The following is a 14728-nucleotide window of genomic DNA, read 5'->3' as shown; positions in this document are numbered from 1 at the left end:
CGGAAGCTAAGACCCACAGCGCCGATGGTACTGCACCCGGGAGGGTGTGGGAGAGTAGGTCACCGCCGGAACATCATTACAGGTCGAGGACCCCCAACCACAGGTTGGGGGTCCTCCCGCATTTAACCGCAGCCCGCGAGCGGAGGCCCGATCGTGTGTCACCGTTCGCAGTGGACTTCTTCGCGTACCCGCTCAGATCGGTCAACGGCGCACCCGATAGCGCAGGTGAAGCACCCGGTTGCCCTGAATCACCACGTCAGGATCCTCCAACAGGTGCTGCGCGTGGACCGACCCGAAGTAGCGCTTGCCGGACCCGAACACGACGGGTACGACGTCCATGCGCACCTCGTCGACCAGGCCCGCGGCAAGCACCTGGCCACCGACGTCGCCGGCGGCGACCTCGACCATGCGGTCACCCGCAAGCTTCTGCGCCTTGGCCACGGCTGCCTCGACGCCGTCGACGAAGTGAAACGGCGCTTCGGAGTCCCAGCCCTCAGGCTCCGGCCGGTGCGTCACGACGACCACATGGTCGACCCCGCCCGGAGGCTTCCCGTCCCAGCCGTCCGTCATGTCGAAGACGTGGCGGCCGACGACGGTCGCCCCGATCTGGTCCCAGTACGGCCGGGTGTAGTCGTAGGACGTCTGCGACACCTTCAACTCGCCGCTCTCGTCCAACGGCACCTCACCGCTGGACAACCAGTCGAACAGGGGTCCGGGCTGGTCGTTCTCGTCCGCGATGAAGCCGTCCACCGACACCGAGCTGTACATGACCACCGTGCCCATGGGTCTCTCCTCTGTTTTGGGTGCCCCCAGATTAGCGGCTCTTCGCGGTTCGTGGCGGGTGGACCTGCTGAAGGGTGTTCACACGGCGCCCGATGTCGAGGTTCACGATCGTCGACATCCACGGCCACGAACCTTGAAGACCCCAGAAAGTACTGCCCAGGCCCGGAGCCGGACCGTTGATTCCTTGTTTTTGCCACCTTGCGTTACGGTGAAACGCATGGGACTGAAGGCGAGCGGCGGCAGTTATCCGACCGGGGTCCGGCGTCGCGAAAAGATCATCGACGTGGCGACGCAGATGTTCGGTGCGGACGGCTACTACGCGACCCCCATGTCGGCCATCGCGGAAGCCGTGGGCATCAGTGAGAGCGGCCTGGCCCACCACTTCCCGAGTAAGAACGTGCTGCTTCAGGCAGTGGCCGAGCGGCGCCTCATGGAGACGGCGTCCTGGTGGGAATCCCTGCCCGGCTCGGATTACGGGCTGGACGCCCTCGACGAAATGGTGGAAGCCACCCGTCGCTTCACCGAGCAGCCGGGCCTGATTGAACTCTTCGTGCTGTCCATTTCAGAGGCCGCAGATACGCGCAGCCCCGCCCACGCCAGGCTTGCGGCGCAGTACGACGGCGTAGTGGCATCACTGGTCGCCCGGTGGCAGAAAGCCGTCGACAAGGGCGAGATTCGCCATGACGTGGATCTGGAGCTCGTGGCCAGGGAGTGCATAGCAGTCAGTGATGGACTGCAGGTTCAATGGGTCCTGTCCAACGGCAAAGTCGACATCGTCGCCGGCGTCGCTGAATTCTCCGAAAGCCTCAAGGAACGCCTCCGGGCTGTGTGATTTGTTGAGGCTGTGAGTTGCCTAGGACGGGATTTGTGAAGCTGTTCATGCTCGTCCTTTGCTAGGCGCGGACTTTGTTAGGCACGGACACTTTGGTGAAGCGGAACGCTGAAGGTCCGCTGGCCGCCTTCTGCCGCCAGGACTGTCCCGTTCGGCAATTCGACGCGGGCACGGGTTCCTGGCGGGAGCGAGACGTCGAGGACGAAGTCGCCGTCGACGATGCGCCATGCTGAGGACAGCAAGCCCTGAGAGGTTTGCAGTGATGCCTGTGCCCAGTCGAGTCCGCCGCCGGGGACCGGTGCGATCGTGACCTGGCGGTAGGCTGCCTCGTCGGCAGTGGGGTGTTCGGAGAGCCGAATGCCTGCCACATGCGTGTACAGGAAGGACAGGACGGCGGCTTTGCTGTAATGGTTGAGCGAACCCCGGACCTCGCCTCGGTCGACGCCGTCCCACCACTCCCAGACCGTGGTGGCGCCGTTGTCGAGCATGCCGAGCCAGGAAGGGGTGCCCCTGGAAAGCAGGACGGCGTAGGCTTCCTCGGCTTTGCCGTGATCGGCAAGGGCGGGCAACAGTTGCCCGGTGCTGAGGAACCCGGTACCCAGGCGTCCGCTGTTCTGCTCAATCAGCTCGGCAAGTCGGCCCGCGGCGGCCTCGCGGTCCCCGGCAGGGAACAATTCGAAGGCTAGGCCGCGGGCATAGTGGGCCTGCGTCTCGATCGAGAGGCGCCCGTGACCGGTGAGGAACTCGCGTTGCCATGCCTCGCGGGCTCCGACTGCGACAGTGCTGTATTTTGCCTCAAGTTCATCTTCGCCCAGCACCTTGGCTGAAGCGGCGAGGAGTGCGGCTGACCGGTGCAGGAACGCGGTCGCCACAATGCTGTGGTCGGTGGCGGGATTCGGAGCGGGAGGTACGCCGGGTTCGAGCCATTCTCCGAAGTGGAATCCGGAGTCCCAGAGGAACGTCTCCCAGGCGGCGGGGACAGGCCGGCGCTCTGCCCGGGCGGGGTGCCTGTTGGCCGCCGCGGAACGGGCGGCGTAGTCGACCCAGGCCTGCATTGAGGGCAGTTGGCGGCGCAGGATGCCCTCGTCGCCGTAGGCGCGCCACAGTTCCCAGGGGACGACGACGGCGGCGTCGCCCCATCCGGCCGACCCCGCCGAGAGGTCCTCGAAGAGAACGCCCGAGGGTTTGCCGCCGGCGGGGTTGGGCGTGATGGTGGGAACCCGGCCATCGGCCCATTGATCGGCGGCGAGATCGGCGAGCCACTTGTCCGAGAACGCCTGGACGTCGTACAGGAGGGCTGCGGTGCCGACAAATACCTGCCAGTCGCCGGTGAACCCGGAGCGCTCCCGCTGAGGGCAGTCGGTAGGAATTTCGCAGGCGTTTCCCCGGAAGCTCCAGACCCCTGCCGTGTGAAGCGCGTTGAGGGCGGCGTCACTGCAGGAGAACGAGCCGGTCGGCAACAAATCCGTGTGCACGACGACGGCGCGGATGTCCTCGGGATCGAGGGCCCCCGGCAGGCCGTCGATCTGGACATACCGGAATCCATGCGTCGTGTGCCGGGGCTCGAAGGTTTCACCAGGGCGGCCGGAGGAGATGACTTCGTCAATCTGTCCCGCCGGCAGGAGGTCGCCGGTAGCGAAGATGAAGGACCGCAAGTTCTCCGTGGAAACCAGGCCTGATCCGGCGAGCACTTCCCCGTGGGTCAGCACGAGGTGGGTGTCGCGCGGGCCCAATGAGGTCAGGCGCACCCATCCGTTGAGGTTCTGCCCGAAATCGACGACGGCGGTGCCCGGCCGGGGCGACGACACGCCCACGGGCGGGAGCGTGTCGATCCGGCGCACAGGCTCCGCGCTTGTAGGGATCAGCCGTGACCTGTTGTCGTAGAGGGCGCCGGTTCCAATGCTGACCGCTGACCACGGTCCGTCGACGCCGCCGTCGCCGTCGAGCCGGCGGAAGTCGACGGACTGGCCGTCCATCAGGTCAGCCCGAATGATGTGGCTCGGAGCCGAACTCCAGGTGCCGTCCGACACGACATGGAACGCTTCGCCGGAACCGGAGGACCCTTTGAGTCCGAGCAGCAGGGCGGTTTCGATGCCGAATCCATCGGCACGGCGTTCGAAGCCGTGCCGTCCGCGGAACCATCCGTCACTTAGAAGCACCTCGACGCGGTTGGTGCCACCGTGAAGGTAGCCGGCAACGTCCCATTCGAACACCTGCAGCCGCTTGCGGTAGGCGGTGAACCCGGGAACGAGTTCTTCGTCCCCGACCCTCCGGCCATTGAGGAAGACCTCGATGATGCCATGGGCTGTCGCAGCGAGAGTTGCCGCTGCCACGTCGGCGGGCAACTCGACGTCGAGGCGCACAACATACGCCGGCCGGGAACCGGGGCCCGGGTCGACAGGTTCGCAGGGGCGGATCCATGCCGCGCCGTCCAGGAGCTCTGTGAACGCGGGTTCAGGAGAAGAGTGCGGCATGGTTCAGCGGACCTTTACAAAGAGGATGGTGACGGCAGACAGCAGTGCGATCGCGCCGAGGATGCAGAAGAACGGGACGTAGGCGGCGGCTGACGTGAGCACGAGCACGCCAAGAAGCGGCACCACAATGGCGGGCGCCGTCGTCGAGACCTGGTACACCGCCATGGCCTTGGCTGTTTGGGCAGAATCCGGGACGACCGAGGCCGCGATTGCCACGTCGACCGTCAGATAAAAAGCCAGGCCGATCGAGAACACGATGTACGCGACCAGAAATCCGTCCGCGCTCTGCAGCAGGGCGGCGATGAGGATGCCCGCGGCAGCGATCACCGCTGCCCCGACGACGAAGATCTTGCGGCGGTTCATCTTGTCCGACAGAAATCCGGCGGCAACCGTGAATACGAAGCCGATGGGGGTGGTGATCAAGGTGACGAATGTGTAGCGGGCCGTTGCGTCCTGAAGCGACAGCCCGGTCACGTCAGTCAGGAAATAGGTGGAGTAGGTCTGGAGGCCGACCATGGCGATTCCAAACAGGAGCCGGCTGATCCAGTTCCAGGCGAAGCTCGGGTGATGCAACGGGTTGATGAAAAAGCTCCCCGCGAACTCGCGGACGGAATAGCGGGGAGGCGACGCCGCGTCAGCAGGAATGACATCAGCTTTGGCAATCACCATCGACAGACCCAGCACGAAGAGCACGGCAACGGCGGCCGGGGCGACCATCATGGTGACTGGATTTGCAACGTTTGCGCTGGCGAAGGCGATGCCGCCGAGGACAACGAGGCCCGTCACGACTCCGATCCCGGCGGACGTCCGGGCGCGCAGGTGTTCGGGTATGAAGTCGGGCACCAAGGCCAGGAAGGCGGCGATGACCGCGCTGAAGCCAAGCTGTGAAAGCGCCCAGCCTGTGGCCACTATGGCGACATTGGATGCAGTCCCGACGACGATGGCGCCGGCAAGCACGGTCAGCGACCCGCCGACGAGCCACGGGCGGCGTCGGCCGAAGCGCCCTCGGGTGCGGTCAGACAGGCTGCCGAACAGCGGCAACATGACGACGGAAATCAGCGCGCCGATCAATATGACAGTGGAGAGGCCCAACGCCTTGCCTGTCGGATCGACCCCGAAGATCCGAATGGAGAGGCTCACGATCGACGGCGTGAGGAACGCGAAGTAGATGGCGGCAGCCGTCAGGATCAGGGTCACGGCGAATAGCCCGGGCCGCTTCAGGGGGAGCGCGGGGTGCCCGGCTACGGGAGTTGAGGCAGTAGCTGCCGGCGCGTCCGCGCCAATGCTGGTGGTCACAGGGACTCCTTTGTCTGTGTGGGTTCAGCCGGTTGCCAGACGGCGCCGACGGTCGCTGGGCTCTTTCGGCAAGAACATTAGCGAAAGTATGACATAAAAAACCAAGGATTCACTGTTTTTTCTCGTGAGGTGATGAACCCGGCAACCCGGGACGGAACTGCACGGCAGGCTGCTGTGAGTCCTGCCACCGCGGGGCCCTATTGGTGCGATGCCGTTAGTCCGTGACGGGTTGCTCGCCTAGAATTGGGGGAGATGTACGGACTTCGAAGCGCTTGATTTCGGGTTGCGTAGGAAACGAAACACGGAACAGAGCGGCTGCGATTGCGCCAGTGGTCAGCTCGCAACAGGAGGATTCCAGCATGGCTGAGCACAACGACGGAAACCGCGGCGGCAAAGCCCGCGACAACACTGGCGGGGCCCCGTACCGCGGCACGAGCAACTCCGGCGGCGATCCTCGCGGCTTCCGCGCCAGGGATGACCGTAAGCCGTATGGCGATCGTGCTCCGCGTGAAGGTGGCGAGCAGCGCAGCTATGGCGGCGGTGACCGCAAGCCTTATGCCGGCGGCGGCGACCGTAAGCCGTATGGTGATCGTGCTCCGCGTGAAGGCGGAGCGGGCCGTAGCTACGGCGGCGGTGACCGCAAGCCCTATGCCGGCGGTGACCGCAAGCCTTACGCCGGCGGCGGTGACCGTAAGCCGTATGGTGATCGTGCTCCGCGTGAGGGCGGCGAGCAGCGCAGCTACGGCGGCGGTGACCGCAAGCCTTACGCCGGCGGCGGTGACCGTAAGCCGTATGGTGATCGTGCTCCGCGTGAGGGCGGCGAGCAGCGCAGCTACGGCGGCGGTGACCGCAAGCCTTATGCCGGCGGCGGTGACCGTAAGCCGTATGGCGATCGCGCCCCGCGTGAGGGTGGCGAGCAGCGCAGCTATGGCGGCGGTGACCGCAAGCCTTATGCCGGTAGCGGCGACCGTAAGCCGTATGGTGATCGTGCTCCGCGTGAAGGCGGAGCGGGCCGTAGCTTCAGCGGCGGCGACCGCAAGCCTTATGCCGGCGGCGACCGTAAGCCGTATGGTGATCGTACCCCGCGTGAGGGTGGCGATCAGCGCAGCTACGGCGGCGGCGACCGCAAGCCGTACGCTGGCGGCGACCGTAAGCCATATGGTGATCGTGCCCCGCGTGAAGGCGGAGCGGGCCGCAGCTTCGGTGGCGGCGATCGTGACCGCAAGCCGTATTCCGGAGGCGACAACCGCAAGCCCTTCGGCACCCGTGAAGACCGTCCGGCACGCAGCTTCGACCGCGGCGACTCGGGTCCGCGCCAGTACGGCCGTGACCGCCCCGAGGACCGTCCCGTGCGCGTCCCGAACGCCGCCGATCTCCGCAGCGCCAACCGTCCCGACCGTGAGCGATCACCGCAGATCGACGAGGACGTCACGGGCAAGGAACTGGACCGCGCCACGCAGCACCAGATCAAGACCCTCGAAGGTACCAGCGCCGAATGGGTGGCCCGCCACCTGGTCATGGCGGGACGGCTCCTGGACGAGGAGCCGGAACTTGCCTTCCAGCATGCCCTCGCAGCCAGCCGCCGTGGCGGCCGCCTTGCGTCCGTCCGCGAAGCTGTCGGCCTGACCGCCTACGCCGCCGGACACTATGGTGAAGCCCTGCGGGAATTCCGGACCTACCGGCGAATCAGCGGCTCCAACATGCACCTGCCGGTCATGGCCGACTGCGAGCGGGGCCTTGGACGGCCGGACCGTGCCCTGGATATGGCCCGGTCCGAAGAAGCCAAGGACCTCGACGCCCCGGGCAAGGTGGAACTGGCTATCGTCGCCGCCGGTGCCCGCACCGACCTCGGGCAGCTCGATGCCGCGGTATCCGAGCTGGAGATCGCGCAGCTGGACATCAACCGTGCCTTTTCCTACAGCCCTCGTCTGTTCCGTGCCTACGCCGAAGCCCTGACGGCCGCCGGCCGCGCGGCCGAGGCCGCCAAGTGGCAGCGGCAGGCCGTCGTGGCCGAAAACGCGCTGGGCCTCGGGGCGGAAGAGGAACCTGACATCATCGACCTCGGCTGGGACGAGGAAGAAGAAGCGCGTGAGGAAGAGCGCCAGCGCCGGCTCCGCGCCCAGGAAGCCCAGGAGGTCGCAGCCGCGCACGCCGGGGCCGACGAGCGTGCACCCCGGGTCGCCGGCGCCGCTGTAGCCGCGGAAGTCACGGGCGCCGCTGCGGCGGAGACCGCCCTGAACCCGATCGACGAAGGCCTCGACGACGCCGAAGCCGGCCACTTCGAGTCCGACGACGCCGAGTCGGACCAGGATTCCCTCGAAGCCGACGTCCTCGATGAATCCGACGACGAATCCGACGACGAAACCGACGAAGAAACCCACGACGAATCCGACGCCAACGCGGATCAGGAAGTCGTCGAAGACTCCGAGACGGCCCAGCGCGAGCGGGTGGAGGACTAGTCGCATGACCGGACCCGCACTGATCTCCACCTTCGATGCGCTCCTTTCCGACCTGGACGGTGTGGTCTATGCAGGACCCCACGCCATTCCGGGGGCGGTGGAGTCGCTGCGCCGGCTGGCCGGTGTCGGCGTCGGACTCGGCTACGTCACCAACAACGCGTCCCGCTCTCCCGCGCAGGTGGCGCAACACCTGCGCGAGCTCGGCGCCCCCGCCGAGGACCACCAGGTGGTGAGCTCCTCACAAGCGGCGGCAGCCCTGCTGGCATCGCTGCTGCCGGCCGGAGCGCACGTGCTCATCACGGGCAGCGCCGCACTGGCCCAGGAGATTGAGCTGGTGGGCCTGGTTCCCGTCCGCAGCGCGGCGGAAAACCCCGTAGCCGTCGTCCAAGGCTTCAGCCCGGACCTCGGATGGAAGGATCTTGCCGAGGCGTCGTACGTCGTCGCTGGCGGTGCACTGTGGGTGGCGACCAACACTGACATGTCCATTCCCCAGGCGCGCGGAATGGCCCCGGGTAACGGGACCCTCGTGGCGGCCGTGGCCGCCGCGACCGGCAAGGCCCCGATCGTGGCCGGCAAGCCCGAGGCGCCGTTGTTCCATACCGCCGCCAAGCGGCTGGCGGCGGACCGGCCGCTAGTCGTCGGCGACCGCCTGGACACCGACATCCTGGGCGGCAACAACGCCGGATTCGCCACCGTGGCTGTCCTGACCGGCGTGGACACCAAGGAATCGATCCTCGCCGCACGGTCCAGGGAGCGCCCCGATTTCCTCATCAATGACCTGACCGGCCTGTACGCTCCGTACCCTGCTGTGGAGCACGACGCCGGGCGGTTCCGCAGCGGCATCGCCTCGGCGATCGTCCGTGGCCAGTCCGTCCACATCACCGGCGACCCCGCTGACCTCGATTCATGGCGTGCCGCCTGTTCGGCCTGGTGGGCCGCGAACCCCGAGACGACCAGCGCGCTGGCTCCGGTCCTCGAGTGGCTCGATCACTAGACTGGACCCATGACCGAGCAGAACCAGCAGCCACACCCGGCGCCAAACGTGGAGCCTGCCCAGGCGCCGCATGACGCGCCGGACCGCGACTCCGGGCCCGGAACGGCGAGTGACGCCGCTGGGGAAGCGCCGGCACTCGCGGCCGACGTCGACTGGCCCGCGCTGCCGCCCCACCAAACACAAGGGCGGCAGGCGCAGATCCAGGACCCGGCTGTCAGCGCCGTGCTGGACCGGCTCGCCGCCGTACGGCTGACGCCGGTCTCCGAGCACGGCGAGGCCTATGCCGGCATGCACGATGCCCTGCTGGAGGCCCTGAACGAAGACGTGGCTTCCGGCGCCGGCATAGCGCGCCGCATCCATGGCGCGGGGGACGGGGGATCGTGAGCCGGCTTGACCAGGCCCTCGTCAGCCGCGGGCTGGCGAGGTCCCGCACCCACGCCGCCCGCCTGATTGCCGAGGGCAAGGTGAGCTCCGGCGGCGAGGTCCTCGCCAAGGCCTCCCTGCAGATTCCGGAGGACGCCGCGCTGGACGTTGCTGCCTCCGCCGAGGACGGCTACGTCAGCCGCGCAGGGCACAAACTGGCCGGCGCCCTGGACGCCTTTCCCGCCGTCGACGTCGCGGGCAAGCGGTGCCTCGACGCCGGCGCCTCCACCGGCGGGTTCACGGATGTGCTGCTCCGGCGCGGAGCCGCCCACGTGGTCGCCGTCGACGTCGGGCACGGCCAACTGGTTCCGGAAATCCGGAACGACGCCCGGGTCTCCGTCCATGAAGGCCTCAACGTGCGCTACATGACGCCCGCGGAGATCGGCGGACCGGCTGCCTTGACCGTGGCGGACCTGTCCTTCATCTCGCTGACCCTCGTAGTGGCGCCTCTGGCAGCCTGCACCGAACCCGGCGGCGACCTCGTCCTCATGGTCAAGCCGCAATTCGAGATCGGCAAGGATCGCCTGGGCCGGACCGGCGTGGTCACCTCGGAGCGGGAACGCCGGCTCGCCGTCGGCAAGGTGGCCGCCGCAGCGGTGGACGCGGGCTTGGACCTCAAAGGCCTCGCCCAAAGCCCGCTGCCGGGCCAGGACGGCAATGTCGAGTACTTCCTGTGGATAAAACGCGCGATGTCCGAAGTCCCGCCTAAGATCGAGGAGCGGGACGCAGCCGTTGCTGCGTTGCTCGGAACAATCTGGCCGAACCACTAGTACCACCAGAAGGCGGAACCCGATGAGCAGGCGTGTCCTCATCCTTGCCCACACAGGGCGCGAGGAGTCCCTCAAGGCTGCCTGGGAGGCGTGCGCCCAGCTGCATGGCTCCGGCCTGATCCCCGTGATGCAGAAGACCGAACTCGGGGACATGGTCCGCTTCTTCGGCCGGCTCGACCACCCCGTCGAGGTCCTCCACGACCACGTGAAGCTGCCCGACGTCGAACTCGTCATGGTGCTGGGCGGGGACGGCACCATCCTCCGGGCCGCCGAGCTCGTCCGCGAAGTCGACGTCCCGCTGCTCGGCGTGAACCTCGGCCACGTGGGTTTCCTGGCCGAAAGCGAGCGGGCCGACCTCGCCCAGACCGTCGAATGGATCGCGAGCCGTGAATACACGGTGGAGGAGCGGATGACGATCGACGTGCAGGTCTGGGTCCGCGGCCAGAAGATCTGGCACACCTGGGCCCTCAACGAGGCGGCGATCGAAAAGGGCAACCGGGAACGGATGCTCGAGGTGGTCACGGAAGTCGACGAACGCCCCCTGACCTCTTTCGGCTGCGACGGCGTCGTCCTGGCCACTCCCACCGGCTCCACGGCGTACGCGTTTTCCGCCGGCGGCCCCGTGGTATGGCCCGAGGTCGAGGCCCTGCTGATCGTGCCCATCAGCGCCCACGCCCTCTTCGCCAAACCGCTTGTGGTCTCGCCCCGGTCCAGGCTCGCCGTCGAGATCCTGAACCGGACCGACGCCCAGGGCGTGCTGTGGTGCGACGGCCGCCGCTCCGTGGACCTGCCGCCCGGCGCGCGCGTCGAAGTAACCCGCTCCGCCACACCGGTGCGGCTGGCCAGGACCCACCAGACCCCCTTCTCCGGCAGGCTGGTCCGCAAATTCGAGCTGCCGATCCAGGGCTGGCGCGGTCCCATGCCTCAGGCGGAGGCCATCCACACCGGACCCGTCCCGATTATCCGCACACCCCGTCCCATGCCGCCGCTGCCCTCGCCGCGCCACGCAGGGCACGGCGACGCACCCGATCCATCGCCAGATCCCTCAACCGAGAAGTGAACCATGCTTGAAGAACTGAGAATCCGCGACCTCGGCGTCATCACCGACGCCATCTTGCCGCTGGGCCCGGGCCTCAGCGTGGTGACCGGTGAGACCGGCGCCGGCAAAACCATGGTGGTCACCGCCGTCGGCCTGCTCCTCGGCGCCAGGTCAGACGCCGGCGCCGTCCGCAGCGGCGCGAAGAGCGCCTCCGCGGAGGCCGTGCTGAAGCTCGACGCCGGACACGCCGCCATCGCGCGGGCCCGCGAGGCGGGCGCGGAGATCGAGGAGTTCGACGGCGGCGCGGAGCTGTTGCTGGCCCGCAGCGTCGGCGCCGACGGCCGCAGCCGCGCATACGTGGGCGGACGCGCCGCGCCGGTCGGCGTGCTCGCCGAAATCGGCGAAACGCTGGTGGTGGTGCACGGACAATCGGACCAGATCCGACTCAAGAGCCCGGTGGCGCAACGCGGCGCTTTGGACAAGTTCGCCGGCGACAGCCTCGCCAAGACACTGGCTACCTATCAGGAGCTCTACGCCCACTGGCACGCCAGCCAGGGTGAGCTGGATGCCTTGCGCAGTGCCGCCCGGGAGCGCCTCCGCGAGGCCGAGTCGCTGCAGGCTGCCCTCGCCGAGATCGACGGCGTCGACCCGCAGCCGGGGGAGGACGAGGCCCTGAAGGCCGAGGCCGTGAAGCTGGCCAACGTCGAGGAACTGCGGATTGCGGCCAGCACCGCCCACCAGGCGCTCATCGCCGAGGACTTCGGCGAAGACGCCGACGCCACCACCTTGGTGGATGCCGCCAAGCGCACCCTGGAGCACGTGGCCGAACACGACGAGGAGCTGGGCTCGGCCGCGGCACGCCTGGCCGAGGTCGGTTTCCTGCTCAACGACATCGCCACCGAGCTCGCCAGCTACCAGGCCGCCCTGGACACCGAGGGGCCGGAGCGGCTCGCCGAGATCGAGGACCGCCGGGCGGTGCTGGCCAAGCTGGTCCGGAAGTACGCGCCGAGCATCGACGAGGTTCTGGTCTGGGCCGAGCAAGCCCGCGCCCGGTACGACGAACTGCAGGACGACTCCACCCGGATCGAGGCGCTGGATGCCGAGGTCACCCGCGCCGAAGCCGGGCTCCGGAAGCAGGCCGCCGCGATCAGCAAGGCGCGCACCAAGGCCGCGAAGGACCTCTCTGCCCGGGTCAGCGCGGAGCTGACGGCGCTGGCCATGGCCGACGCCACCCTGGTCATCAATGTGGAACCAACAGAGCAGCTGGGACCGTTCGGCGCAGACGAGATCTCCTTCCTGCTCCAGCCGCACTCCGGGGCCCCGGCCCGGCCGCTGGGCAAGGGGGCCTCGGGTGGTGAACTCTCCCGCGTCATGCTCGCCATCGAGGTGGTGCTGGCCGCCGTCGACCCCGTCCCGACGTTCGTCTTCGACGAGGTCGACGCTGGCGTGGGCGGCCGCGCCGCCGTCGAGATTGGGCGCCGGCTGGCGATGCTGGCCCGGCACGTCCAGGTCCTCGTGGTGACCCACCTGCCGCAGGTGGCCGCCTTCGCGAACCAGCACATCCGGGTCACGAAGACCTCCGTCCGGGGCGCCGACGGCGCCACCGCCACCGGCTTCACCTCCAGCGACGTTCAACTGCTGGACGAGGCCGAGCGCGTCCGCGAGCTGGCCCGCATGCTCGCCGGCCAGGAGGACTCGGAATCGGCCCAGGCCCACGCCCAGGAACTGCTGGACGACGCCAAGCTCCTCCCGCAGATCTGAGGGGCCCGCCAGTACCGCAGCAACGACCGCCGCTAGGACAACAATCACATCGGGATCCCGCCAAAGAACCCGTGGAAGGCCGAATTGATGATAAGCTCAAACCCCGTGGTGCAGCGATCAAACTCTCGTGTAAATTCCCGGTTTCCGGGCTCGTCCAAGACGACCAAACACATCTTCGTCACCGGTGGTGTAGCGTCCTCGCTCGGTAAGGGACTGACGGCTTCGAGCCTCGGCCACCTCCTGCGGGCTCGCGGTCTGTCTGTAACAATGCAAAAGCTCGATCCCTATCTGAACGTGGATCCGGGCACGATGAACCCCTTCCAGCACGGCGAAGTCTTCGTCACTGACGACGGCGCCGAAACGGACCTGGACATCGGCCACTACGAGCGCTTCCTCGATGAAAACCTCGAAGGCTCGGCCAACGTCACAACCGGCCAGGTCTACTCGACTGTCATCGCCAAGGAACGCCGCGGCGAATACCTCGGCGACACCGTCCAGGTCATCCCGCACATCACCGATGAGATCAAGCGGCGCATGCGGCTGCCCGCCGAGGGCAAGAACGCCCCCGACGTCATCATCACCGAAATCGGCGGAACCGTGGGCGACATCGAGTCCCAGCCGTTCCTCGAATCCGCCCGCCAGGTCCGCCAGGACATCGGGCGCAACAATGTGTTCTTCCTCCACGTATCGCTCGTGCCGTACATCGGGCCGTCCCAGGAGCTCAAGACCAAGCCGACGCAGCACTCCGTTGCCGCGCTGCGCTCCATCGGCATCCAGCCCGAGGCAATCGTGATCCGTTCGGACCGCGACGTCCCGCAGCCGATGCGCGAGAAGATCGGCCGCATGTGCGACGTCGACATCGACGCCGTGATCGGCTGCCCGGACGCGCCCAGCATCTACGACATCCCCAAGACCCTGCACTCCCAGGGCTTGGACTCCTACATCGTCCGTGCCCTGGACCTGCCGTTCAAGGACGTGGACTGGACCAGCTGGGACAAGCTGCTCGACGCCGTCCACAACCCGAAGCACGAGGTTGAGATCGCGCTCGTCGGCAAGTACATCGACCTGCCGGACGCCTACCTGTCCGTCACGGAGGCCCTGCGCGCCGGCGGCTTCGCCAACGACACCAAGGTCAAGATCCGCTGGGTCCCCTCGGACGAATGCGAAACCCGCGAGGGCGCCGCGCAGTCCCTCGCCGGTGTCGACGCCATCTGCGTGCCGGGCGGCTTCGGCATCCGCGGCCTCGAAGGCAAGCTGGGCGCCCTGAAGTACGCCCGCGAAACCAAGCTCCCGGTCCTGGGCCTCTGCCTGGGCCTGCAGTGCATGGTGATCGAGTACGCCCGCAACGTGGTCGGACTCGAAGGCGCATCCTCCTCCGAGTTCGAGCCTGACTCCAAGTACCCGGTCATCGCCACGATGGAAGAACAGCTGGACATCGTTGACGGCAAGGGCGACCTCGGCGGCACCATGCGCCTGGGCCTCTACGAAGCCAAGCTCGATGAAGGCTCCGTTGTTGCCGAAACCTACGGCGCCACCAAGGTCAGCGAACGGCACCGGCACCGCTACGAGGTCAACAACAAGTACCGGGATCAGATTGCCGCCAAGGGGCTTTCATTCTCAGGTACGTCGCCCGACGGCAAGCTGGTCGAGTTCGTGGAACTTCCCCGCGACGTCCACCCGTACTACGTGGCCACGCAGGCGCACCCCGAGCTCAGCTCGCGGCCCACGCGCCCGCACCCGCTCTTCGCGGGCCTAGTCAAGGCGGCCTTGGATCACCAGCACGCCGCCGACGCTGCACCGGCGGCAAGTACCGGCGCCAGCGCCACGGCAGAAGCCCCGGCTACCGCCCCGGCCGCTGCCGCCAAGCCCTCGTCGGCAGCAGTGTCCAAGTAATTTC

11 protein-coding genes and 1 rRNA gene are annotated in these 14728 nt (G+C 67.6%); 9 read left to right on the top strand and 3 right to left on the bottom strand.

Going from position 1 to position 14728, the window contains the following annotated elements; all coding sequences use genetic code 11:
• A 5S ribosomal RNA gene (gene rrf / locus C9424_RS22230) occupies nt 1-71 on the top strand; the annotation flags it as partial.
• 130 nt (nt 72-201) lie between these two features.
• Here rrf and C9424_RS14855 read toward each other — a convergent pair.
• A complete protein-coding gene (locus C9424_RS14855) occupies nt 202-783 on the bottom strand; it encodes a dihydrofolate reductase family protein (protein ID WP_116767580.1) in 582 nt (193 codons plus the stop codon).
• Nucleotides 784-1000: 217 nt separating this feature from the next.
• On the opposite strand from C9424_RS14855, the gene C9424_RS14850 reads away from it, so the two are divergent.
• Nucleotides 1001-1615, top strand: coding sequence for a TetR/AcrR family transcriptional regulator (locus tag C9424_RS14850; RefSeq protein ID WP_116767578.1), 615 nt, complete (start codon nt 1001-1003; stop codon nt 1613-1615).
• Between the two features lie 77 nt (nt 1616-1692).
• Here C9424_RS14850 and C9424_RS14845 read toward each other — a convergent pair whose 3' ends face one another.
• Together C9424_RS14845 and C9424_RS14840 are read right to left on the bottom strand one after the other, a co-directional pair.
• Nucleotides 1693-4089 carry an alpha-L-rhamnosidase gene (locus tag C9424_RS14845; protein WP_116767576.1) on the bottom strand — a complete coding sequence of 799 codons (2397 nt, stop codon included), beginning with the start codon at nt 4087-4089 and terminating at the stop codon, nt 1693-1695.
• A 3-nt stretch (nt 4090-4092) separates the two neighbouring features.
• A complete protein-coding gene (locus tag C9424_RS14840; RefSeq protein WP_202615887.1) occupies nt 4093-5385 on the bottom strand; it encodes an MFS transporter in 1293 nt (430 codons plus the stop codon).
• A 359-nt stretch (nt 5386-5744) separates the two neighbouring features.
• Between C9424_RS14840 and C9424_RS14835 the strand changes: the two genes are divergently transcribed.
• The 7 genes from C9424_RS14835 to C9424_RS14805 all read left to right on the top strand — a co-directional run bounded on the left by C9424_RS14835 (nt 5745) and on the right by C9424_RS14805 (nt 14724).
• On the top strand, nt 5745-7844 hold the full coding sequence (locus C9424_RS14835) for a hypothetical protein (protein ID WP_116767590.1): 2100 nt from the start codon (nt 5745-5747) through the stop codon (nt 7842-7844).
• Between the two features lie 4 nt (nt 7845-7848).
• Nucleotides 7849-8838 carry an HAD-IIA family hydrolase gene (locus C9424_RS14830; RefSeq protein ID WP_116767574.1) on the top strand — a complete coding sequence of 330 codons (990 nt, stop codon included), beginning with the start codon at nt 7849-7851 and terminating at the stop codon, nt 8836-8838.
• 9 nt (nt 8839-8847) lie between these two features.
• Entirely contained in the window at nt 8848-9222 is a 375-nt protein-coding gene (locus tag C9424_RS14825; RefSeq protein WP_116767572.1) for a hypothetical protein, read from the top strand.
• A complete protein-coding gene (locus tag C9424_RS14820; RefSeq protein WP_237563476.1) occupies nt 9219-10031 on the top strand; it encodes a TlyA family RNA methyltransferase in 813 nt (270 codons plus the stop codon). Before C9424_RS14825 ends, C9424_RS14820 begins: the two co-directional genes overlap by 4 nt.
• A gap of 22 nt (nt 10032-10053) precedes the next feature.
• Nucleotides 10054-11091: an NAD kinase gene (locus C9424_RS14815; RefSeq protein ID WP_116767568.1), complete on the top strand. Its 1038-nt coding sequence runs from the start codon at nt 10054-10056 to the stop codon at nt 11089-11091.
• 3 nt (nt 11092-11094) lie between these two features.
• On the top strand, nt 11095-12831 hold the full coding sequence (gene recN, locus C9424_RS14810; protein ID WP_116767566.1) for a DNA repair protein RecN: 1737 nt from the start codon (nt 11095-11097) through the stop codon (nt 12829-12831).
• Nucleotides 12832-12918: 87 nt separating this feature from the next.
• Entirely contained in the window at nt 12919-14724 is a 1806-nt protein-coding gene (locus C9424_RS14805) for a CTP synthase (protein WP_116767565.1), read from the top strand.
• The last annotated feature ends 4 nt before the right edge of the window (nt 14725-14728 follow it).

It is taken from the genome of Arthrobacter sp. H-02-3 (assembly GCF_003097355.1).
GTDB lineage: Bacteria > Actinomycetota > Actinomycetes > Actinomycetales > Micrococcaceae > Arthrobacter > Arthrobacter humicola.
This window is presented reverse-complemented; position numbering and strand designations above follow the sequence as displayed.